Origin of the sequence: Sorangium sp. So ce119 (assembly GCF_051524405.1) — a bacterium.
Lineage (GTDB): Bacteria > Myxococcota_A > Polyangia > Polyangiales > Polyangiaceae > Sorangium > Sorangium cellulosum_G.
In genome coordinates, this window is the sequence record NZ_CP150310.1 from 6,626,308 (window position 1) to 6,647,734 (window position 21,427).

General features: G+C 67.6%; 18 protein-coding genes. 8 read left to right on the forward strand and 10 right to left on the reverse strand.

Going from position 1 to position 21,427, the window contains the following annotated elements; translation table 11 throughout:
• The first annotated feature begins 126 nt into the window (after positions 1-126).
• The 3 genes from tnpA (at position 127) to tnpC (ending at position 2,561) form a co-directional block, all read left to right on the forward strand.
• Positions 127-468 (forward strand): IS66 family insertion sequence element accessory protein TnpA, encoded by a 342-nt coding sequence (tnpA, locus tag WME76_RS25000; protein ID WP_437954793.1) that lies wholly within the window; start codon positions 127-129, stop codon positions 466-468.
• Positions 465-836: an IS66 family insertion sequence element accessory protein TnpB gene (gene tnpB / locus WME76_RS25005; protein ID WP_437954794.1), complete on the forward strand. Its 372-nt coding sequence runs from the start codon at positions 465-467 to the stop codon at positions 834-836. The genes tnpA and tnpB overlap by 4 nt, the downstream gene beginning before the upstream one ends.
• Positions 837-956: 120 nt before the next feature.
• A complete protein-coding gene (gene tnpC / locus WME76_RS25010; RefSeq protein ID WP_437954795.1) occupies positions 957-2,561 on the forward strand; it encodes an IS66 family transposase in 1,605 nt (534 codons plus the stop codon).
• A gap of 1,540 nt (positions 2,562-4,101) precedes the next feature.
• On the opposite strand, the gene WME76_RS25015 is transcribed toward tnpC, so the two are convergent.
• Together WME76_RS25015 and WME76_RS25020 are read right to left on the reverse strand one after the other, a co-directional pair.
• The gene (locus tag WME76_RS25015; protein ID WP_437954796.1) at positions 4,102-4,671 is read right to left on the reverse strand and encodes a hypothetical protein; all 570 of its coding nucleotides are present in this window, start codon (positions 4,669-4,671) and stop codon (positions 4,102-4,104) included.
• Positions 4,672-5,090: 419 nt separating this feature from the next.
• Complete coding sequence (locus WME76_RS25020; protein WP_437954797.1) at positions 5,091-6,797, reverse strand: phosphorylase family protein; 1,707 nt, start codon at positions 6,795-6,797, stop codon at positions 5,091-5,093.
• A 463-nt stretch (positions 6,798-7,260) separates the two neighbouring features.
• Here WME76_RS25020 and WME76_RS25025 point away from each other — a divergent pair, with 463 nt between their 5' ends.
• Together WME76_RS25025 and WME76_RS25030 are read left to right on the forward strand one after the other, a co-directional pair.
• On the forward strand, positions 7,261-7,482 hold the full coding sequence (locus tag WME76_RS25025) for a hypothetical protein (protein WP_437954798.1): 222 nt from the start codon (positions 7,261-7,263) through the stop codon (positions 7,480-7,482).
• A 782-nt stretch (positions 7,483-8,264) separates the two neighbouring features.
• The gene (locus WME76_RS25030) at positions 8,265-9,239 is read left to right on the forward strand and encodes a hypothetical protein (RefSeq protein WP_437954799.1); all 975 of its coding nucleotides are present in this window, start codon (positions 8,265-8,267) and stop codon (positions 9,237-9,239) included.
• Here WME76_RS25030 and WME76_RS25035 read toward each other — a convergent pair.
• From WME76_RS25035 to WME76_RS25055, 5 genes are all read right to left on the reverse strand, one after another.
• A complete protein-coding gene (locus WME76_RS25035) occupies positions 9,236-9,481 on the reverse strand; it encodes a hypothetical protein (RefSeq protein ID WP_437954800.1) in 246 nt (81 codons plus the stop codon). The two genes, WME76_RS25030 and WME76_RS25035, sit on opposite strands and share 4 nt — an antisense overlap.
• A gap of 218 nt (positions 9,482-9,699) precedes the next feature.
• The gene (locus tag WME76_RS25040; protein WP_437954801.1) at positions 9,700-9,900 is read right to left on the reverse strand and encodes a hypothetical protein; all 201 of its coding nucleotides are present in this window, start codon (positions 9,898-9,900) and stop codon (positions 9,700-9,702) included.
• Complete coding sequence (locus WME76_RS25045; RefSeq protein ID WP_437954802.1) at positions 9,897-10,457, reverse strand: sigma-70 family RNA polymerase sigma factor; 561 nt, start codon at positions 10,455-10,457, stop codon at positions 9,897-9,899. The genes WME76_RS25040 and WME76_RS25045 overlap by 4 nt, the downstream gene beginning before the upstream one ends.
• A 56-nt stretch (positions 10,458-10,513) precedes the next feature.
• Positions 10,514-11,404, reverse strand: coding sequence for a helix-turn-helix transcriptional regulator (locus WME76_RS25050; protein WP_437954803.1), 891 nt, complete (start codon positions 11,402-11,404; stop codon positions 10,514-10,516).
• 120 nt (positions 11,405-11,524) lie between these two features.
• On the reverse strand, positions 11,525-12,643 hold the full coding sequence (locus tag WME76_RS25055) for a sigma-70 family RNA polymerase sigma factor (protein WP_437954804.1): 1,119 nt from the start codon (positions 12,641-12,643) through the stop codon (positions 11,525-11,527).
• Positions 12,644-12,871: 228 nt separating this feature from the next.
• On the opposite strand from WME76_RS25055, the gene WME76_RS25060 reads away from it, so the two are divergent.
• Genes WME76_RS25060 through WME76_RS25070 form a run of 3 tightly spaced genes read left to right on the forward strand, consistent with a single transcriptional unit; the run spans position 12,872 to position 17,278 of the window.
• Positions 12,872-14,050 (forward strand): hypothetical protein, encoded by a 1,179-nt coding sequence (locus WME76_RS25060; RefSeq protein WP_437954805.1) that lies wholly within the window; start codon positions 12,872-12,874, stop codon positions 14,048-14,050.
• Positions 14,044-15,702 carry a hypothetical protein gene (locus tag WME76_RS25065; RefSeq protein WP_437954806.1) on the forward strand — a complete coding sequence of 553 codons (1,659 nt, stop codon included), beginning with the start codon at positions 14,044-14,046 and terminating at the stop codon, positions 15,700-15,702. Before WME76_RS25060 ends, WME76_RS25065 begins: the two co-directional genes overlap by 7 nt.
• Positions 15,703-15,739: 37 nt before the next feature.
• Complete coding sequence (locus WME76_RS25070) at positions 15,740-17,278, forward strand: hypothetical protein (protein WP_437954807.1); 1,539 nt, start codon at positions 15,740-15,742, stop codon at positions 17,276-17,278.
• A 645-nt stretch (positions 17,279-17,923) separates the two neighbouring features.
• Here WME76_RS25070 and WME76_RS25075 read toward each other — a convergent pair.
• The 3 genes from WME76_RS25075 to WME76_RS25085 are packed head-to-tail and all read right to left on the reverse strand — an operon-like array spanning position 17,924 to position 19,778.
• Positions 17,924-18,469 (reverse strand): hypothetical protein, encoded by a 546-nt coding sequence (locus tag WME76_RS25075; protein WP_061616602.1) that lies wholly within the window; start codon positions 18,467-18,469, stop codon positions 17,924-17,926.
• The gene (locus WME76_RS25080; protein ID WP_437954808.1) at positions 18,466-19,242 is read right to left on the reverse strand and encodes a hypothetical protein; all 777 of its coding nucleotides are present in this window, start codon (positions 19,240-19,242) and stop codon (positions 18,466-18,468) included. Before WME76_RS25080 ends, WME76_RS25075 begins: the two co-directional genes overlap by 4 nt.
• Positions 19,239-19,778, reverse strand: coding sequence for a hypothetical protein (locus WME76_RS25085; protein ID WP_437954809.1), 540 nt, complete (start codon positions 19,776-19,778; stop codon positions 19,239-19,241). The genes WME76_RS25080 and WME76_RS25085 overlap by 4 nt, the downstream gene beginning before the upstream one ends.
• Positions 19,779-21,427 lie beyond the last annotated feature (1,649 nt).

A 21,427-nucleotide genomic window follows, 5' to 3' on the forward strand; every position in this document is an offset into this window, starting at 1 on the left:
CGCGTGATCAGCCTCCAGTCCCCAGATCGCGGCTCCTGCGTAGATCGCCCCTAGAGTACGCGTTCTGCGGACCCCATCCTGTCTTCGAGCCTCTGCGCCGCTTAGAAACCGGCGCCGGAGGTATCGATGGACGAGAGCACACGCACCTGGCGCGACCGCGTGGCGCGCTGGCACAAGAGCGGGCACTCCGCCCGCGTGTTCGCGGAGCAGGAGGGGGTCAACGCCGGCACGCTGTACTCGTGGAGCCGCCGACTGGGCATGAAGCGGAGCGACTACCGGCAGCGCTCGGAGAAGGCGACGCTGCCCACGTTGCTCCCGGTGGTGGTCGCCCCGTCGGGCGCTGCGGCCTGCCCTTCGGGCGCGGCGCTGGAGATCGTCTTCCCAGACGGCGCGGTCGTGCGCGTACCACCGACGTTCGACGAGGAGACATTGGCGCGCGTTGTTCGAGCGCTCGGGGGTATGCGATGATCCCGGGCCGCGTCTCGATCTACGTTGCCACCGAGCCGCTCGACCTGCGCCGGTCGTTCGATGGCCTCGCTGCTGTCGTGCGGGAAGTGCTACGGGAGGACCCGCTCTCCGGAGCGCTGTTTCTCTTTTTCAACAGGGCAGCTGACCGCTGCAAGGCCCTGTGGTGGGACCGCAGCGGGTACTGTCTTCTCTACAAAAGGCTAGAGCGCGGAACGTTTCGAGTCCCGCGCGCAATCACACCGGGTGGCACGAGCGTCATCATCGACGCCGCCGAGCTCGCGAAGATCCTGGAGGGCATCGCGCTTGCGCCCTCGAAGCTGCGGCGAGAGGTCCGCCTCGCTGAGGCTGCACCCCCTCCAGCCCCCTGATCCTACCTGATAGCACTGCATTCTCGCGGGCAGCACCCATGGTTGCATTCCCGCGAGACGCTGTAACTTTCCTCAACAAGCCCCTTCAAAAAGCAGGAGCTCACGAGTACTTACCGCCCCGTGAGCAAGCCGGTCGAAGAGCAGATTCGCGAGCTCAAGGACAAACTCGCGCGCGCTGCCCACGAGCGGGACGAGTACCGCAAGCTCTACGAGCTCGCCAGCATCGAGCTGGAGCGGCTTCGCCGGCACATCTTCGGCCAGAAGGCCGAGCACGTCGACCCCGGGCAGATGCAGCTCGCGTTCGACGCGATCGTACAGATGCTCGCGGGCGCCGGTGCGCAGCCGGACGCGGGCGCGACCGGCTCGCCGGAAGGCCGCGATGACGCCACGCCGAACGGCTCTTCCGGCGGCGGGGACAAGGGGCGCCAGGCCCGCCCGCACGGGCGGCAACGCCTGCCCGAGCATCTGCCTGTCGAGCGGATCGAGCTGTTGCCGCCGGAGGCGCAGGATGAGCGCGCGACCGCGCTCGTCCGCGTCGGCGAGGAGGTGTCGGAGACGCTGGAGTGGCGGCCCGCGAGCTTCGTGCGGCTGCAGATCGTGAGGCCGAAGTTCGCGGTCAAAGGTGAGCCCGAGCAAGGCATCACGATCGCCGACGTCCCCGACAGCCCCATCCCGCGCTGTCTCGCCGGTCCGGGTTTGCTCGCGCACGTGCTGGTGAGCAAGTACGCGGATCACTTGCCGCTTCACCGGCAGGAGAAGATGTTCGAGCGCTGGGGCCTTCACCTCTCGCGCTCGACGCTGTGCGGTTGGGTCGAATCGTGCGCCGACAAGCTCGCGATCCTCGTCGGGGCGATGGCCAAGGACGCCCTGAACGCGCACTGCATCGCCATCGATGCCACCGGCGTGCTGGTGCAAGCAAAGGAAAGGTGCCGGCGGGGCCACTTCTGGGTCCTGGTGGCGGACCGAGATCACGTCCTGTTCCGGTTCACGCCCCATCACAACCAGGATGGCCCCAAGGAGTTCCTTCGGGGCTACAAGGGCTATGTCCAGGCCGACGCCTCCAACGTCTACGAGCAGCTCTTCCGCACCGAGCAGGTGACCGAGGTCGGTTGCTGGGCCCATAGCCGGCGGAAGTTCTTCGAAGCGATGACCTCCGACCGGGAGCGCGCGACAGTCGCCATCGGCTTCATTCGCAAGCTCTACGCGATCGACAAGGCGACCAAGGAGCTGCCTCCGAGCCGCCGGACCGAGAAGCGCCGGACGGATGCCGAGCCCGTGCTCGTGGCCTTCCGCGCCTGGCTTGAGACAGAGGACGTGCTCGTCCTGCCGAAAAGCCCCATCGCCGGGGCCATCGGCTACGCGCTCAATCAGTGGACCGCGCTCACTCGCTTCCTTGAGGATGGTCGGCTCCGCCTGGACAACAATCGGAGCGAGCTTGAGCTCCGCCGCGAAGCCGTCGGCAGGAAGAACTGGCTCTTCGTGGGCAGCAAGGACGGCGCCGAGTGGAACGCCACTATCGTGTCGCTCATTGCCTCCTGTGGGCTGAACGGCATCGAGCCCTGGGCCTACCTGCGCGACGTGTTGATCCTGCTGCGAACCTGGCCTCCCGAGCGGCTCATCGAGCTCGCTCCCAAGTCCTGGAAGCAGACCCTCGAGAACACTGACGCTCGGCAGCAGCTCGCGGCCAGTCCGTGGCCTCGGGCGCCGGCCGCGGCCGCCAGCTGATCGCTCCCCGGCCTCGCCGTCCGCTGCCGCAGGCACCGGCGCCCCCTTGCCGGCCGCCGGACTCGCCGCTCGCCGGCGTTGCTGCGCTGGTGCCGCCTCTTCGGCGCTCGCTCGGCCGACGCGTGGCCTCCGGCGCCTCGTCGACGACTCGGGGTCGGCAGTGGCATCGGCGGCACGCGGCTTCGCTGCCGTGCGCCTGCGGGCGACCTGCACGCGGGCGGGGAGATCGGCATCGACCGCCGCTTTACCCGCTCGCTGCTGCGCCCAACCACCCTTCGCCGCAGGCCGCTCTTGCTCTCGCATCGCGTCGCGAATCTACGGCGACGGCACGCACCTCGCGAGGATGGGGTCTACAGGACGGATACCCCCTAGATCCGCTCCCACCCCTCGTGCCCGTCCTGCGCATCGTTAGGAAGGTAGCGTAGCGGACGGCCAGCCCGACATGTCAAGCCTTCGGAGGCGTGTACAGGCCCTGAGGTCACGGTTCCCGGCGCGCCGCGACGGCGCGATGACAGATGCGCGCCTGGAAGTGCACCACCTCGTCCGTGCGCCACCAAACCGCGGCAGCGCGGGCCCGTCACGGCGCGGTGCACAGGTCGCCGCGGCCGCGCGCTGCCGGCCGCACCCCTGGGACTGCACGACGGCGCCGCCGTGCCAGCGTTCCCTCCGAGCGTGGCCCATCGCTGCGCCGCCCGTAGGCTGCCGCGCTGACGGCCCGCACACAGGAGCTGCACGACGGCGCCCGCGCGCGCCAGCGTCGCCCGCGAGCGCGGCCTGTTGCGGCGTTGTAGGAAGGCGGCGGTGACGGTGCGCCGGGTGCGCCGACGGTCGCACGCCGGAGTGGCCTCCACCAGCGTGGGCGGCCACGCGGATCGAGGCGGACACCGTCACGCGCGGGGCCACCGCCGGCGCGGCGCACAGTATCCGTTCGGCAGAGCGCATTCTGACGCCGAGCAGGCCGGGGACATAGGCTTGCCGTGCGATGCGAGAGCGACGGCAGGGCGCTGGCAAGAGCGGCGAGACCGGACTGAGGGGACCTGAAGCGGCGGCCGAAGCACGCGCGACCAGTGACGCCGGCGTGCGAAGGCGACGCGCCGACAAGTCGAGCGCGTCCGCCACCAAGCCCGAACCGCACAAGAGCGGTCGCAAGCCGCGCGCCGCGCTGGACGGCGACGCAGGAGCCACGGCGCCGCGTCCACGCCGGCGCGCGGCGCCCCCGCCCAGCGCGATGTCGCCAGCGGCTACTAGCGGCGCCGAGGAAGTGCCGAAGCGCTCACGCCGCCAGCGTGGCCGGCGCCCAGGTCCACGGGCTGGCAGCGCTGAGGGGAGCCCCCGGAGCTCCGTCGGGCACCCCAAGGTGCGCGCGCCCACGCCGATCCCATGGGGCCGCCTCGCTGAAGGTGCACCGCCCCAACCTGTTCGGCGCCCCTAGAGGGCTCGACGCTGCCCCGCTCCGGCCCGGCGCTCCTGTCCCTCGTGGCGCTCATTGACCGAGCACGGCGATCGCGAGTGGGGCTCGCGAGCCGATCCTCGGTGCGGTTCAAGGAACGAGCACACGTTGCGATGAACGAACGCGCAGGGAGCCACCGCCCTCCGATTCCGGCCCCAGCTTGAGTCGCGCCGCAACCTTGTTGATCGAGGCAAGGTTGTCTTCTGGTCCACACTGGAACAGAGCTTTCGTGCGCTCAACGTCCATGATCTGTGCGTAGCCATAGGACATATCAATCGGATACTTGTCGACGATCTCGGGCCAGACCTCCGCGAGCGGCTTGTCGCGCATCCGCACTTCAAGGTCGCTCGCGTTTCGTTCGGCCCACTGTGTCATCCGGGTAAAATGTGCAATTTGGCTTTCGACGTACCGCAGGTGCGCGTCTTCTATTTCTATCCCGCAAGGCAAGCGCGTCATCTTCTTGTGTGGCACATCGCGGGCAGCGGCCTTCGATGTCTCAAGCGTCCGTTGCAGACATTCACGCATCTGTGGGTATCCAGGGCAGTGATCATGGCACCTCGCCCAGTCGTTCACTGCATCGCTGAGCCGTCGCCCAATAGGCCAATACATCTTGAGGACGGCAACTGCGTCGTCCGCTTCTAGATCGTCGTGTGTGAGCATTTATCGATTCCTCTCTGGTGCGACATACATCTTCTATCAATCAACGCGTGTAGTTCATGCCATCTTTCTCACCGCCATTTGCACTCACGCGTGCCTCTGGCTCCACGTGCAAAGCAAGCCTAGTAGAAACAGTCGCCGTCCTGGTATCCGGAACGGGGACGTGTCGCCCACCAGCGACGCGGCTGTCGGTTCGGACTGCGGCTGGCGTCCACTTGGCCTAGATAGTAACGGCCTCCGTGGGCGGCGATGCGCGACTGCTCTCAGAGTCAAGCGTCCGGTTCCTCTAGATGCAAGAAACTCCGGGTATCCGCGAAGGCTGCAGCCGTTTCGATGCGGGGCCGCAACCTTGGGCGCGCTTCGCGCACTTAAGCGTCGGCTAGCAGACCCTTGTTGGGCCGCAGAAAGCGCATAGCAGTTCCTCACCGCACACGAGTCACCGCATCGACCGTCAGGAACTTGCGTACAAAGGCGAGGATTGCGTCGGCAGGGCCTTTGAGATGATGAACTCGCGAAGTAAATCTGAACAACACCGACTCCGGCGTTGCTCGTCGAAGCACATCGAAATTCGCGTACACATAGGGGAATTCTCGTGCCGCCTCTCGCAAGAGGTCCCAAGCCTGTCTCTCATTATAGCTCAACGCGTCGGCATACGCCCGAATTAGAGATATGCACTCCTCCGGAATGAACCGTGACTCAACGAATCGCATAAGATTATCATGCAAGTCTCCCAGGCGGTCAGGTATTTTAAGTTCAAAGAGGTCGTACTCAGCCCACGGGACAGATCGGTAGTCCTTCGGGGCATCGTTGGTGTCCTGGGCGACCGGATCCGGCCTAACATGGCTATCCACCGGACGATAATACTTAATTAATCCTTCGGTGGTAATAACAGTCCGACCAATCCTGTTATACGGCCTTTCTTTGACGTCCTTAGGTTCCATTCGAAACGAGATATAGGCGTAGTCGTCGACAGTTCTCAGCCAGTTTACCACGATAAGCTCGTCGAGAGCTGCATCTTGGCGCAAATCCAACTCTGACTTCCCTTCAAAGAGCGCGGCCAACTGGTTGAGTTGATCGAACTGCTGATCCAGGATTCTATCCGGTACAGGAAGCCGTTTGAGGTGACCGTGGCCCACGGTATAGGAAGTGGTCGTGGTCGCCGTGACGGAGTTCGCATCTATCGGTGTTCGAGTCGGGTTTGCATCCGATATTTGTCCTAGGTCATGACCGATCGCGGGATCGTAATGCTTGGATACGTGCGGCGGTATGGGCCTGGTGAGGAGGAACGCACGCGTGAACGCCGCCGCGCTGTGGCAGGCGTACGCCGTCCACTTGGGATCGCGGCTGAGTCCTACGATGTCGCTCAGTCCGCGAATCGACATAAACGGCACGTGCCGGTCCTGCGCGGCCTTGTGGACACCTGCCGACTCCATCTCTACGGCGATGACTTGGCGAGTAAACTTCAGCCATGCCTGGAATAGTTCAGCATCCTTCATCACGATGTCGCTGCACGCGATCGCGCCGGCTGTCACTTTTGGCTCCTGCCGTCCTTCGGTGAGATGGTGCTCCAGTGTCTTCCTGACCTTCTTCTTCCAGTTTGCGTCGCCGTACAGCGACCTCGGCGAGATCTTCATGCCCGGGCGTTCGCAATGCACTGACTTCGCGCTGTTCCACGCCCCGAGCTGCTTGCGCATCGCCGGGAGGTTAGCCGCCAGCTTCGCAACCTCGATGTGGCTCATCCAGCCGTGCAGCGCATACTCGTGCGAGCCGTCCTTCAGTACGGCGCCCACGTTGAAGTCGCAGACCTCGGTGGCCACCACGACGTCGCCCAGCGTGAACTCGAACGCCGGCGCCCCCCCGCCGATGCCGACGACGAGCAGCCAGCGCGGCTGCAGCTCATCCAGGAGCGCGTTGGCGACTTGCTGCGCCTCGCTGTTTGCTTGAGCGGCGCAGCGGACGATGGCAACGGTGTAAGGATCGTCTGACGCGATGCGGCGAATATTGTACTGCCGGCGACCAGAGGCAATGCCTAGATGCTCCGGGAAGCGGTCCAGCACCGCCTCGAACTCGTCCTCGCGGATCGTGATGATCCCGAAATCTACGCGCCCCCTGATGTCTCTGACCTCCATGGACCAAGGCGTAGGAAAACCTAGACCTTTCGCCCATGTCAAGCCCATGGTGGGGGGCTTCGTTCCGGTCCGCTATGGCGAACGCGTCGATGTCGACCACCACGCGCCAGTGGACTCTCCTGACGTCTCGGACGGGACGTCGGTCGAAATGCCCTATCTTGGAAGATGTTACCCGTTTGTGCCTCTGCTGGCATAACAGCCCGCCGGCCCAACGATCGGCCGCTGTGCCGCGGTCCGGGCAGCCGCGCCCCGGCGTGGCTGCCCGGACCGCGGCACAGCGGCTGGTTAGGCGGCCGTCCACCTGGTCGAGCTCGGGGCCGTCACTGGCGAGCTCCTTGAGCGCGGGCTCGACGCCACGGCCTGATCAACCATGGAGCGGCCGCGAGCGTTGAGGACGACGCCGGCGAGCTCGGGGCGGTCCGCGCGGTCGAGGGTCACGTCGGGCGCTGGTGATTGGACACTGGTGCTCAACGCCGGCGAACTCGGGGCCGTCGCCGTCCACCTGGTCGAGCTCGGGGCCGTCGCCGGCGGGTTCCTCGAGCGCAGGCTTGGCGCCGCGGCCCGGGTCGACCGCGGAGGGGCCGCGGGCGTCGAGGTGGACGCCGGCGAGCTCGCGATCACACTGGCGTCGTACATGGCGCCGGACTCAACACACCGCGCCAGAACGGCCGAAGGGCGCGCATAACCCCACGGAACCACGTGGAGCATGCTGCCACGGAGGGGCCCCGGGACGCCCGCTACGTCAATGCCACGTCAGCGCTACGGCCACGCCATGGCCACGAGCCAGTGCCCGCCGTGAGGTCGAACGGCTCCTCGCTGGCCCTCGCGACCGGCGGAGGTCGGCGAATAGATGACGGCCCAGGAGCCAACCGAGTCGGGAGTCGACGCCGACGCGCCCGACGAGCTCGCGCGCAAGGGCCTCGACGCCAGCCGCGCCGTGCTTCGAAGACCTCGACGGCCCCGAGCTCGCCCGACCTGGCCCAGCGTCTCGTATACGAATCGCGCTGCTCAGTGACGCCGGCGCGCTCGACGACCTCGCGTCGCTCGGCCTCGACGCCAGCGCGCTCCCGAGTTCGCCCGCGCCCAGCTCGAGCGGCTCATCTGCACCGGTCGCCATATAGCGTGACGCCACTAACGGCCCCGGGCTGTCCGATGCACGCCTCGATCTGCACGACCGCCGCGCCGAGGCACTCGACGAGGCCCGCTATGCCGCCGACCTGGCGGACATCGACGGCCCTGCTCTCACCGGCGCCCACCTCGACTCCGCTGCGCGTCCCGCTTGGCACGAAGCTCGTTTCTGCGCGCAGCGCCGCGCCAGACGACGCTTGAGCCCTCGTTGGCTGTACGGCCAACCCTGCGAAATGGTTCGGCATCTGGCAGCGATGGCGCGGAAGATGCGACCGGTTTACGCCGTCGTAAACCGGGTATGGAGTCGACCCGGCCGCGTCCATCGGTACGGTGGGACGGATGGCCTCCCCTGACCGGCAGCCCCCGCAGGGCACGCACGCCCCACAGCCGCCGCAGGCCCCCCAGTCGCCGCAGCCCTCGCCGCTGGTCGAGGCCCTCGCTGCTGCCGCGCCCGCCCTGGCCGTGGGCTTGCCGGTGGTCGTTGAGCTGCTCACTGAGGACCGCACCGACCACCACGAGCAGGAGATGCAGGTCGCCCTAGAGCGCCATCAGCTCGAGCAGGAGCGGCGGGAGCTCGCCCGAAGGGAGCGGGTACTCGAGCGCAGGGCGGCGGAGCTGGAGCGGGAGCACAAGCGCCTCCAGGACGAAGCCGCGCGGCTGGCGCCCACGCCAAGCGGCGATGGAGGGCGCTTTCAGCGCCGCAGGAGACCCCCGCCGCCCCGCTTCGTGACGACCTACGGCTTCGACGAACGTCACCAAGAGCGGCTGCTGGTGCCAGAATTCATCACCTATGCCTGGTGCGCTGCCTTCAGGTACCAGACGCCGCCGAATGTGCGTGCGCAGGTGTCGAAGGCGCGCCAGAGCCAGTACGCACGGATCGCGCGGCTGCCGCCCCTTCTAGGTGAAAAGCTCGATAAGGCCGGCGTCCCGTTCTACGCGCTGCGCTTCGTGGCGTACGCTGAGACGGTCGTGGAGCAGGAGGAGAGGGCCCGCAACGTCCTCGCGGGCGAGCGTCCGCCGCGCCGGATGCCGCCACCCCCGGACGAGCCGAAGGCCTCCAAGGCGACCAAGCGCCGGAGGGGGCGACCCGCCTACCCCCGCGCGCAGCCCGGCAAGAAGAACAAGCCCCGAGCCGATGAGCAGAGCAGCCCCACCGCGCAGTCCCACGGAGACGAGGCCGCCGAGCAGCAGGACACCCAGCTCCGCGAGCTCATGTCCCTGTTGACCCTCCACTTCGCCAGCAAGCTCGAAGGCAACAGCGACCACGACAACGAAAGCGCCGGCGAAGACCTCGACGAGGACGCGCCGCTCTAGGGCGCACAGCGGTCGCGCTCCGGGCGCTCGAGGAGCACGAGCTCGACGTCAGCGCGCTCGACGAGTTCGCGCTCCAAGGGCCTCCGGCCGCGGCCGTGCTCTGCGCCTTCGACGCCGGCGCGCGCCACCGCGGCGGAGCTGTCCATGGAGCGCGAGGAGCTCCAGGAGCTCGGCGCCGAGGCGCAGTACGCGGCGATCCTCGCCTGGGCGGAGCGCGCGCACGTCACGCTCGGCGCGCGCATCGCCCGCTCCGTGCGCCCCGGTCTCCTCGCGCACCAGGACTGCCCGCTGCTCCGCTCGTCCGCCTGCTCCCCGTCAGGGGCAACAAGGGCGGACGTCGCCCGTGCTGGCCGTTCGCGCCCTGCTTGCCGATCCTATTCAGGGAAACGGGTCGACGGGCTCGGTGATCGGCCGACGCTGACGGCCTCGAACCCCGGTCCGCCAGCGCCGAGTTCGACGCCTATTCTTCGCCCAGAAGCGCGCGCATCTTGTCGAGCAGATCTCGCCTGACCCGCTGCCGGTTCAGTTCGTCCTCGTAACCGGCCTCGACGGGTGACACCTTGACGACGCCTTTGATCATCATAAGAGCGTCGATCATTCGCTCCGCCTCATGGTCATCCAAGTCACGCCGGAAGTGAACAACCAGACCCTTGGCGCTCATTGCAACCGCGCTCTCCGCGCGATGGTCTCCCCGGCTTCCCGACACCTGATGATGTCGCGTAGCGCGCCAATGGCCCTTGTGCGTCGCTTGTATATCGTGGAGAGAGGCACCCCTGTGTCTTGGGCTACCTGGGCCATCGAAACGCCGTTCAGGTCGTGTGCCACGAGAACAAATCGCAGCTCCGGAACGAGCTCATTCACTGCATCGATGGTGCTGGCCCTGTCATTGTCGGACTCCATCACGGCAGCAGCATCCGGCGCCGGATCGAGCACCTCGATCAGATCGACCAGCTCCTCCCTGCGGTGCTGCGCACGCTCGTGGTAGTGCGCGGCAACGTGTACGGTGATCGTGTTCAACCAGCGCTCCGGCCTGCCGAGCTTCGGATCGAACCTGTGCCAGCTCTCGCAGACATTGACCCAGACTTGGCCCGCGACGTCGCCACGATGGCACCGTGGGACCCCCAGCCTCTCCAGCCAGCGCAGCACGGAACGAACCAACATCGGGCAAAACAAGCGCGCGTACGCCTCAGCGCGCTTGCCTTCGTTCGGACGATCCATGGCCTTACCCCCCTTGGGCAATCGCACCCTATGGTGAACGCGAGGCACGGCTACGCTCACCCATGGCTCCCTACTCCCGGAAATGTCTTGATCAGCGGAGTGCGCTCGGCCTCCTCCGAATCGGACGCGTTGGCAGAGCTCGCCCCTCCTTCATCACGCTGTAGCGGGAAGCTCGTCAGCGTCCCCGCGCGCCGGGCGAGTTCGGCCCCCATGGCAGCGCGGACAGGGAGCGGCGACCGAAGCCGCGGCAGTGGAGGCGGCGGTAGCTTCGCCCGCGGGCTCCTGGCCGCAGGCTCCGGCGACGGCACCACCGGCGGAGGAACATCGAGCGCGCGAGGAGGTATCGTCGGCGGGGTCAGTGGCGTCGACTCCACGCGACGCGCCGCGCTCTCGCGCTTGGTGACGGGCTCGCCGACCTGGATCATCACGGTCTCCTCTGCGTCCGCTCGGCGGTCGTCGTGTAGCCGCCACAGGCGCTCCCAGTACCGAGCAGGCGTGCCGGTGAAGGCCTCGAGCTGCCGGGCAAGGCCGGGCGTCATCGGGAGGTCGCTCCTCAGGAGCCGCTCCACTTCCGCCGGCTCCAACCCCGTGCTCTCGGCCAGCTTCCTCCTCCACGAAGGCATCGTCGCGCAGCACGACTCGAGGACCCTTCCTGGCGAGGGGACGGGGCGCGCGCGGACGTCGGTCAGCTCGGCGAGCACCGCATCGACGTGACAGTCCAGAAGGCGCCGGTATCGGTCCCGCTCCCCCGCTGCCTGCTCCTTCGCATCGGTGAGGGCGGCCTCCTCGTCATCGTGAGCGAGCTCGCGCGCCTCGCGAAGCCCCCGCTCCCGTCCCAGCGCTTCGCGCGCGGTGACCGCGTAGCCGATCGCGACGCAGGCTATCATCGCGAGCCCGAGCGGCGAGATGAGCCACATCGCACCAAGTAGATCCTCCATCGTATTCATCGCGTTTCGTCTCCTGGACGTGATCGTTCCTGTCGGTACGCAAGGCGGATCTCCGCCTTGTGCCGTTCGAAGACGTCACCAGGGTCCCCGCCTGCTAGCTGCCGCACGACAGCCGAGGATTCAGCGAAGCTGCCGGAGGAGCGCTTCGCGCTCGGCGACCAGCCGCCCACGGGGGAACTCCCGCGCGTGGGTGTTCAGCAGCCGGAGAGCCTCGACGTTCGCCGTGGCGTTGCGGGCCTCGACGGCCCTCCGGGCCTGGGTGATCAGGCTCATCTCGCGCTCGCTGCGGGTCGGTCGAACGGCGCTCGCCGAAGACGCGGGCCGGCGCTCGGTCGTCGTTGAGGGAGCGGGCCTGCTGCTCCCCACCGCCTGCGCGCGCGCGCTTCCTTGCTCCTTCGGCGACGAGATCTCGCGCGCGATCGGCGCGGCCGGTGGCGCCACGGTGTGCGCGCGTTCTCCACCGGCGGGCGCCGAGGCGCTGGGCACGCCGTCTCGCGCAGGGGACGCCGCAGTCTCCTGCGCAGCGTGCGGGCTGGTAGGGACCGCAGCCGCCCCGAGCCACGATTCCGGGTCGGGCAACGATGCCGCCGAGGAGACGAGCGCGCCGGTCAGCAGGACGAGCCCGGCCTGGACAAGGATCCTCAGGCCCAGACGGCGCAGCGAGGCCACCCACGAGGCGCGACGGCGGAAGCCCAGTGCAAGCGGCACGCAGGCGCTGTCGTCCCATCCCTGAGAGCGCTGTTGCTCCTGCCACCGCTCCCGCTGGACCCTGAGCGCCTTGCGCGCCCGCCAGTGTCGCGTTCTCACCGTGTCCAGCGGAAGTCCCTGCTCGGCCGCGATCTCGGCGAGCGAAACCCCTTGGAGGTCGTGCTTGATCAAGAGATCTCGGTGCTTGGGATCGAGTCGATCCAGAAGCTGCCGCATGATCTCTTCCCGCTGCCGTCTCCGGAGCAGTTCTTCCGGCGTGGGGCATTCATCTTGGATCTCGCACCCATCGAACGATGTCAGCACCTCGCCGCGGCGGTGTGCGTCACGGACGTGATTGCGCGCTTGGTTGATGGCGATCGTGACGTGGTACGGGCCTGGGTCTCCCCCCGGCTCGATCCGCTTGTCGGCCTGCAGGCCCCGCAGCAGCGCGTCCTGGGCGACATCCGCGGCGTTTCGCGCCGGCACACCGTGGCGCCGGGCGAGGCGTCGGAAGAGCTCGAAGCCGGGGGAGACGGTCGCGGGCTTGTCCACGGTTAGCAGCACACTTGAACCACCCCCGATGCTTCAGAGGAAAGAACCAACGAGCGATTTTTGGTCGGCCAACGTGCGCCAATATGCCACTTTTGTATACACATGAGCGGTCTTATCAGGACGGCCGAGCTCATTCCGTCATACGGCCGCCGATTCTCGCCCAAACGGCCGACGTGTCGCGGCCCCCGCCGGTTGACGCCGAACGGCCGGCGGAAGTACCGTCACGGGATGCGTTGCATTGCGCATTCGCTCTCGATTTCTCTCATGCTCGGGGTCGCAACAGGCTTCCCGACCGCGGCCAGCGCGAATGATGGCCCCCCGAAGGCGCAACAGGCTTCCCGAAGTCTGCCTGCGCCGCCGATCTCGGCCCCACAGGCGAGACCGCGCGACAGCTCATCGGTGAAAGACCATGTTCGCCGTGGTCAGAGAGCGCGCAATGCCGGGCGGTGGATGGAGGCATACGCTGCCTACAAGGCCGCTTTCGAGGCCGCAGACCCGACGACCAGCACCGAGCGAGAGCGGGCGGAGATCGCCGGCGAGCTCGGCCTCTGCGAGGTCGCGTTGCACAAGTACCGCGATGCGGCCGAGCACCTTGCCAAGAGCCTCGAACAGCGCGAAGCGCTGCCGGACGCGCTCGAGCGGCGATTCGAGGCAGGCCAGCGCGAGGCAGTGAAGCGCGTCGCTACGCTCGTGCTCTCGGTCGATCCGCCCGACGCCGAGGTGCTCATCGGCGGCGAGCGCGTCGGGAGGACCGCGCGGACCTACACGCTCTTCTTCGAGCCGGGCAAACACGTCATGGTGCGGGCTCACGCACCGGGCCGCACGGAGGCGTTTCAGAGTTTCCGCAGCGTGGTGGGCGCGGAGCACGAGATGACGCTGGAGCTGCTCCCCCTTGCGGTGGCGAGCAGCGCCAACGAGGCCAGCAGCGCCAAGGATACCGCGCCAGCGACGCCGCCTCCCTTGCGCACGTTGCCCGCTGCGCGCGCGCAGGCTCCCAGCCCGTGGGCCTCCTGGCCGGGGACGCTGCGCATCACGGGGATCGCCGTCACGACGGCCGGCGTGACGGTGGGCACCATCCTCATGGTCCGGGCGGGCAAGCTCGACGACGATCTGAGCGCCCGGCGAGCTCGGCTCGAAAGCGAGCCGTCATCGAGCGCGTCGATGTGCTGGCAAGCGCCTCGGAGCTCGCCGTGTGGCGAGCTGGCGCGCCTGCTGGACGCGCGCAACATGCACGGCCGCGCCGGTCTGGCCGCGGTGATCACCGGCGGTGTCGTCGGTGCCGTGACCGCCGCGTCGTTCTTCACGGACTTCTCCTTCCTGCGATTCAAGCCGGCTCAGGATCGGGTCGAGGTCTCGCCCGTGGCGAATGGGAGCGAAATCGGCGCGCGAATCGAGGGGGTATGGTGAACGCGCGGGGGGCCGGGAGAACGGGTTCGCTCGCGGGCCAAAGCGCGGTGACGTCGGTCGCCGCTCTCGCTGTCTGCGTGTGGGGAGCTAGCACGCTGACAGCTTGCGCGGCGTATCCCGATGATTGCTCGGCAAAGCTGGCGTGTGCTCCCGATCCGGAGCCTCCGCCCGACCTCTGCGCGGGAGAGCCCGGCACAGCGCCAGCGCTGGACAAGTGCGGGGTGTTCGTCAGCGAGCAGGGCGACGACAACAGCGCCGGAACGAAGCGCGCGCCTGTGAGGACGTTGCAGCACGCGATCGGGCTCGCCGCGCACGGGCGCGGCCACGGCGAGCGGCCGACCCGGCGCGTGTACGCGTGCGGCGGGTTGTTCGAGGAGAAGATCACGCTGCCCTCGGGGGTCGACCTCTGGGGCGGGCGCCTGTGTGACGGCGGCGATTGGTCGTACGACGGGTCGTTCGGTGGACCGAATTACCCGACGATCATCGCTCCGCAGGTGGGTATCCCGCTGAGGGTGATCGCGAATGACAAAGAGCACGCGACGTCAACGGTCTTCGGCGTGCGCGTCGAGGCGTCGGATGCGTCGGCGGACGACGGCAAGTCGTCGATCGCGATGATCTTGAGCCCTGGGGCCAGGGCGATCGTGCGGCAGAGCAAGATCCTCCCTGGCAATGGCAAGGATGGAGAGCCGGGCAAGGACGCGCCGAGCTTCCGCGCGAACTCCGGCGTGTTGGGGAACGACGGCACCGACGCCTGCACCGCGGACGCAGCGCTGGGCGCCCTTCCGGTCGTGACCGTGTGCGGCGATGGGATCGAGTCGACGGGCGGGTACGGCGGAGACGGCGGGATGGAGAACGGCGGGGATGGTGCTTCAGGGCTGCCGGAGCCGGTCGGCAGTCCGGACAGCCGCGGCCTGGCTGGGACCGGCGCGTCCAGCATGCCGTGCACAAATGGGGGCCGCGGAGCAGACGGCGCCGATGCGGAACACGCTGCCGGAGCGGTTGGCGTTGGCCGCCTGGGCTTTGACGGATGGATCGGCGTCCGCGGCCAGGACGGTAAGAGGGGCGGCGTCGGCCAGGGCGGCGGCGGTGGTGGTGGCAGCAGGTCGCGCGGCCCTACGTTCGCGTGTCCGACAGGCCGACCCCAGGGCGGCGCGGCCGGAGGATCGGGGGGCAGCGGCGGCTGCGGTGGCACGGGAGGCCAGGGGGGCGACTACGGCGGCGCGAGCATCGGGATCGTCGCGTTGCAGGGGAGCGCCCTCACGGTCGAGGCCAGCGAGGTCCTCGGAGGAAAGGGCGGCAATGGTGGCGTCGGCGGAACGGGCCAACCCGGCGGTGGCGGGTCATTCGGCGGTTACGGTGGAAAGCCCCATGCGGGTTTAGGTGACATGTTGCCCGCGTGCAGCGGTGGAACCGGAGGCAACGGCGGCCGCGGGGGCGACGGCGGCGGCGGTCTCGGGGGTGCGTCCTTCGGCATCGCCTCCATGAGCGCCTCCGTGAACCTTCTGGAGGATGCGATCGTCTTGCCCGGACAACCTGGCCAGGGTGGCCGCTCTGGCAATGCAGTCATCGAAGACGCGCCAGGGCAGGGGCGAGCGGGGCCTGCGCTGTTCTGGTACAGGTTCGATGCGCCAGATCACGAACCGCCTCGATGAGCCGCCCTCTTCTGGCCGCACGCCTCAGGAGACGCACATGAGAAAGATGACTGCCACTACCTTGTTCCTCCTGGTGTCACCGTGGGCTACTGGCTGCGGAACTGTGCCCGACGTGAACGACGCTGGTGCGCCTTGCGAGGGCACCTCGTGCGATGGCGAGCCGCCCCCGGAGTCGGTTTGCGTCGAGCACATCGCCGCCGGTATCCTCGACAGCGGTTGCGGCGTATTCGTCGCCGGAAACTTCGGTGGCGGCGACGACAGGCACCCCGGCACGAAGGAGAAGCCCGTCTACACCATCCAGCATGCCATCCAGCTCGCGCGTGCTGGACGAGGGCGAGTGTTCCTCTGCAACGAGATCTTCGAGGAGGCTCCGATCTTGCTACCCTCTGGCGTGGACATCCTCGGCGGCTTCAACTGTCGGACATGGGTGCACGACTCCCAGCGCCCGAGATCCATGATCAATTACAGGGAGTTCGACGGTACCCCGATGACGATAGAGCCCGCGGGCCAGGAGGACCAGGGGGCAGCGGACGGCGTCTCGACGCTCGCCGATCTCGACTTCCGGGTGGCCAGCGCGACTGGCGTGATCGTTCGGTCCAACACGGTGGTGGAGATCCTTCGGAGCGAGATCCGCGTGAACAGCGGAAGGGCAGGTAGCAATGGCGAGAAGTGGCCCCGGTACAGCCCTCCCGTCGGACCGGACGGCACGTTCGCCGCGGAGGCGTGCTCGGCGGCCATCGTCGCCGGCGGGGCTGCCGCCGTGAACCGGTGCGAGAGCGGGCTCACGAGCATCGGCGGCAAGGGAGGGGACGGGCTGGCCGACAGCGCCGAGGATGGAGGCGACGGTGAGCCCGTCCCGGAGCGACAACCATCGCCCTCGGGCATCGGTGGTACGGCGGAGCAGGAGAATGTCCGCTGCTACGGCGGGTCCGACGGGGGCCCCGGGGCGCCGGGAACACAGGGCGCGCCCGGCGAGGGCATCGGGCGCCTCACCGAGAGAGGATGGGAGGGCGACACGGGGGCCGAGGGGAGTTGGGGCACGCCGGGCCAAGGCGGCGGCGGCGGCGGTGGTCGTCGGGGTGGGCTCGCCATGTGCGGCGTGGCCTCCAAGGGCGGCGCGGGAGGAGGCTCGGGCGGGGCCGGCGGCTGTGGTGGTCGAGGTGGCCGCGGGGGAGCGAATGCTCATCCGGCGATCGGCGTCGTCGCGCTTCACGCTCGCTTGACCGTGCGCGACAGCATGATCATGACGGGTTACGGCGGCACGGGCGGCAACGGCGGGCCGCCCCAGCAGGGCGGCGAAGGCGGCAGAGGCGCACCGGGCGCCGCCCTGCTGGACGTCTTTCAGGCCTGCATGGGTGGACGGGGCGGCCAGGGAGGGCCTGGCGGCTACGGCGGCCCGGGGCGCGGCGGCGACTCGATCGGCGTCGCCTACCTCGACGAGGATCAGCTCACGCTCGAGGGCGTCACCTTCGAGATCGGACAGCCGGGCAAGGGCGGCACGAGCTGGAACCACGATGGCAGCACGACGGTGGGGGAGAGCGGCGAGGCCCACGAGACGCTTCGCTTTCCGGAATAGCCGCAGCCACGTCATGGGCGGACGGCGCGGATCTCGGCGACGGCTATGAGAAAGCTTCGGGATCCAACCCGAACGCTAAGGCAGGGCTACGCCGGATCCACCCAAGTCCAGATATCCGAGATGGACTTGAAGGCAGCGTCCGCCGCGTTGACGAACTCATGACAGAAGATCCCCTGCGGGAGAGTGTAGTCCATGCGGTTTGCGACCAGGCCGACTGCAACGCTTCGCCCTCGACCAGATGGACATCGACGTTGCCGAGCTCGCCGGCATCCACCTCGACCCCGCGGCCGCTCCCCCGCCTGGCGCCGCCCCAAGCGAGCGGCGCCCCTTGCGGGTACAGCCGCCCTACCACGTCAGCGACGGCGCCGGATGCCGAGAACGACCGCGGCGCCCATGCCGACGAGCACGAGCAGGGCCACGCCGACCCACGCCCAATCCCAGGGATCCGAGCTAAAGGAGACGGCCACTGCGCCGCACCCGGGAGACCACGCTCTTCTTTTCATCAGGCAGCCCATCCTCTCATAAACCGCTCCCTTCGGTCCACCGGAAGGTGCGCACTCCGCCGCGGTGCTCCTCGACGCCGCGGCCCCGCTATCGCTGTCGCGCCCGAGCTCGTCCACGTGGACGGCGGGCGCCAGGGAATGTCTACGCCGGATCCACCCAAGTCCACACGACCGAGAAGAGGCAGATGTAGATCGTCGCCTCGCCCATCAACACCGTATCCATCGCCACATCCGGCACCACCTCGTTCCCGAGCTCCGCCGGGATCGGTCGGTAACCGGGGTAGGTGGCCTCGATCTCCCGAGCGATCTCGCGCGCCACCGGCTCCTCCTCGGGGATGCCGGGGAGGTGGATCCCGTAGTATGGCCCGAGCAGGGACACGTGGAAGCTGAGCGCCGTTTCGTCAGTGAGCCAGATGCGGGCCGAGTACGCCGGGTCGCCCCCTCCCGCCAAAAGGTGGAGCGACTCGTTCTGAAGGCCGTACCGATCCCCCAGGCGGCGGATCATCGCTTTCCACGTTGGGTATTCCGCTCGCCCTCGGTTCGCGGCTTCCACCAAGCGGCGGTGCTCCTCCGTGTCGTCGTAGAAGGCCTCATTCGGAGGTACGTTGCTGCGATCGGTGCAACGTACGCCCCGCGGGTAGAAGTGATAGACGACGTCGAGCAGCTCGGAGCGAGTTATCACCTTCATTTCGTCACCCTGGCACCGAGTCGCTTATACTTAGACTTGAACGCGGCGTCCGCCTCTTTGCGAAATGTGTCGCAGAACGTCTCCTGCGGGAGATCGTAATCCATGCGGTTCGCTACCTCCTCCGTGATCTCTTCGCTGAGGCTGGTCGCACGGTCGGCATCGATTTCTCCATAAATCTCAGTCCGGAGCGGCATGCCGATGGTCAAAGGGCAGGACCAGTTCTTGATCTTATGCGGGATATTGAGTCTCTTGAAATGCAGTTTGGCCCTGGCCTCTTGCCACCCTCCGCCTTTACCCTCGCCATCGTCCTCGACAATGGTGACGAACTTGAAATCCGATGGCTGGAAATCCACGTATAGCCATGGGGCCATTCCGGGCGGCGGGCACTTCGAGCTGCACGCATCGCTACAGCTCAAGAAGGTCGCGCCATCTACGGGTATGTCGCCGACTCCGGGGCAAGGGTCTGGCGGGCTCTCCGGGCTATCTGTCGGCCTCTCCGAGCTCTCGCTCGGGCTCTGCTCCTCGTCGTCGTCCGTTTTGTTGCACTGGATCTTGCGCTCGCTGCCGTCCTGCGGGCCATCCGGCGGCGCAGCCCCGAAGTCACCCGATGCGCTGGAGCTGAAGATGGGAACGGACGGCCCGACTGGGCCACCTGCACCTGCACCCCTCTCCCACTCCTCGCGTGGGTAGCAGTCTCCTACCGTCCAGTTGCATGCCGTCAGCACGCAGATGGCGATAGCCAGAATCGGCAGTAGAGTTCTTTCTGTATTCATTTTATACTCCACCGAAGCACGGGACCGGCGACAACGAGCACCGATACGTAGCCTGGAAGCACAAGGCTGCTCCCGCCAACCCAATCCACATTGGCGCTCGCCGACACGCCAAGCGGTCCGGCGACGTACGCGTTGGCTTGCGTATGCGCGCCTGCCGCCACCCCGGCAACGTGCCCACACAATGCACGTCCGCAAGCCGGCATGAAGTAGAACGCGACTGATGGCCCCGCACTCAAGTCGCCAGTCTCCCAACTATATCCGAGGGCAACGATGGTGCTGTTGTAGACGCCAGTTCCACCTATCTGGATTGGGGGCACAACACTGAACAGATCGCGAATACTAAACAGGAGATCGTTCTTGATGTGCCACGATATTCCCGCATGCGGGCTCACCGCGAGGCGCGTCGCGGTGCCAGCCTGGAGCCACCCGAAGTTGATTCCAGCGTTCAGCTCGGATGCGTCTGCCTGTATCGGAACGACACTGAGGACGAAAGCGAGCACTGTCGCCGATCGGATACGCCGATCTGTCGTCTTCATCGTCCCCTTCCTGTTCCGCAACTCGCGAGCACCGTGCCGACGCGGGCCATTCTTCTGATCACGGGATCGGCGTCAAACGGAATCTAGACGAGCACATCACGCTGACCGCGGGTCGTACCGTCCAGAGCGTGCGCCAGCGGGCAGCTACCTGCGCGGCTCCAGCGCGTGTCGACGTGCTGGCGGCAGCTGCCTGTCGCGCCGCCGCAGGAGCGCGCGACCGGCCACAGGCCCCGCGCCGCACGATGTCGGCTGCACGCCCGACCCAGCGCGGCGCCGTGCTCAGGCAGCGGTGACCGCGCTGTGACGGCCGCGCGCGGGGCGCCGCACGACGTCGCTCGGGCGGCCACGCCGCCTGCGTGCGCGGCGCCTGGCGGTGGCCTGCGCGATCGGCGACGGCGACGCGCTAGCGCTCACGCGCCTGGAGCCGCACGACGTTGCGCTCGCGGTCGCGCCGGCTGCGAGCACCGCACGTCGCGTGCGCCATCGGCGGGGAGCCACGAGACCGGCTACGGATGGCCCGATGGGGCTCCGCAGGCACCGCAGCCCGGACGATCCCGCAGAGCCCGCCGTTGCCTGGGGGCGTCGCCGAGATCGCGTTACGCAGGTGCGCAGGCGGCTACGCGGCGGGAGTGTTCGCCAACCAACTGGTCGACGAACGGCCCCCGCCCGGAAATCCGCAGGACCGCGACTATTCCGCTTGACTATGGCAGAGGCACCGTGCGTCCCGGCATGCGCTTCGACCTCTACGACCGGAGCGGCGGAGAGGGGCCGCGCCGAGCTCGCGCCCGCGCTCCTCGTCGCCGACACCGCTCCTGTGCTCGGCCAGGTAGGCGACGGCGCCACGCTCGCCCTCGAGCTGCTCGTTGCCAGCGTCGTTCCTGCGCTCGGGCACGTGGAGAGCCACTCAGGGAAACACCTGCTGCCCTATGGCACTGGACAGCATTTCAGCCTTGCGGCGTAGAGCCGATCCGTGAGAATTTTCGTGAGAGAGGCCACAATCGGCGACAAGATTTTCGCGAGGGAGGCTACGAAAGGCGACGAGCTAGATAGACCTGGTCCGGCGGCTTCGGATGACCAATCGACTGATAGTTAGTCAGGCAATTGCAGAGTCGTTGCAGATCTACGCGGTGGGAATGTGTCCCAGTCACTCCTCTATCTCGATGGAACACTCCGTGATGAACGACGACGACCTCGATGAAATGAACGCGCTTGAAGACCTCTTGAACCCACAGTCGCTTCAGCAGATCGGGGCGCTTTGGGGCCTTGCAAACCCGCTACGGCTTCAGCGAATTATGGCTCTGCAAGGCGCCGTACATCCCTCTGCGCTTCACCAGATCGACCTCGCTGAAACTGTCCGGAGTGCTCGCGAAGCCCTCACGCCTGAATCCGAGGCCGTGCAAGCCGTCCGGAGAATCCGCGACCAGCTCGGCTCCGGATACGCGGCCGCCCAAGCTATCGAGGGAATCCGTGAGCGGCTCACCCCCGAATACCCCATCGCCAATGCGCCGGTAAGAGTCCACAAAAGCATCGCACGAGGGTCTGATTTCCGCGAAGAGAAGAATGGTCCCACAAGGTGTTTTAAATTTGGTTGTATACATCTGTTCCGCGCGACCGAGACAAGCCATGCCGCCGGCTGCTCCGTAGTCTGT

What these genes read in the sequence shown, in the direction of transcription:
- tnpA (WP_437954793.1), top strand. Translation starts at nt 127, where the DNA reads ATGGACGAGAGCACACGCACCTGGCGCGACCGCGTGGCGCGCTGGCAC.
- tnpB (WP_437954794.1), top strand. Translation starts at nt 465, where the DNA reads ATGATCCCGGGCCGCGTCTCGATCTACGTTGCCACCGAGCCGCTCGAC.
- WME76_RS25015 (WP_437954796.1), bottom strand. Translation starts at nt 4,671, where the DNA reads ATGCTCACACACGACGATCTAGAAGCGGACGACGCAGTTGCCGTCCTC.
- WME76_RS25020 (WP_437954797.1), bottom strand. Translation starts at nt 6,797, where the DNA reads ATGGAGGTCAGAGACATCAGGGGGCGCGTAGATTTCGGGATCATCACG.
- WME76_RS25030 (WP_437954799.1), top strand. Translation starts at nt 8,265, where the DNA reads ATGGCCTCCCCTGACCGGCAGCCCCCGCAGGGCACGCACGCCCCACAG.
- WME76_RS25035 (WP_437954800.1), bottom strand. Translation starts at nt 9,481, where the DNA reads ATGCGCGCGCCGAGCGTGACGTGCGCGCGCTCCGCCCAGGCGAGGATC.
- WME76_RS25040 (WP_437954801.1), bottom strand. Translation starts at nt 9,900, where the DNA reads ATGAGCGCCAAGGGTCTGGTTGTTCACTTCCGGCGTGACTTGGATGAC.
- WME76_RS25045 (WP_437954802.1), bottom strand. Translation starts at nt 10,457, where the DNA reads ATGGATCGTCCGAACGAAGGCAAGCGCGCTGAGGCGTACGCGCGCTTG.
- WME76_RS25050 (WP_437954803.1), bottom strand. Translation starts at nt 11,404, where the DNA reads ATGAATACGATGGAGGATCTACTTGGTGCGATGTGGCTCATCTCGCCG.
- WME76_RS25060 (WP_437954805.1), top strand. Translation starts at nt 12,872, where the DNA reads ATGCGTTGCATTGCGCATTCGCTCTCGATTTCTCTCATGCTCGGGGTC.
- WME76_RS25065 (WP_437954806.1), top strand. Translation starts at nt 14,044, where the DNA reads ATGGTGAACGCGCGGGGGGCCGGGAGAACGGGTTCGCTCGCGGGCCAA.
- WME76_RS25070 (WP_437954807.1), top strand. Translation starts at nt 15,740, where the DNA reads ATGAGAAAGATGACTGCCACTACCTTGTTCCTCCTGGTGTCACCGTGG.
- WME76_RS25075 (WP_061616602.1), bottom strand. Translation starts at nt 18,469, where the DNA reads ATGAAGGTGATAACTCGCTCCGAGCTGCTCGACGTCGTCTATCACTTC.
- WME76_RS25080 (WP_437954808.1), bottom strand. Translation starts at nt 19,242, where the DNA reads ATGAATACAGAAAGAACTCTACTGCCGATTCTGGCTATCGCCATCTGC.
- WME76_RS25085 (WP_437954809.1), bottom strand. Translation starts at nt 19,778, where the DNA reads ATGAAGACGACAGATCGGCGTATCCGATCGGCGACAGTGCTCGCTTTC.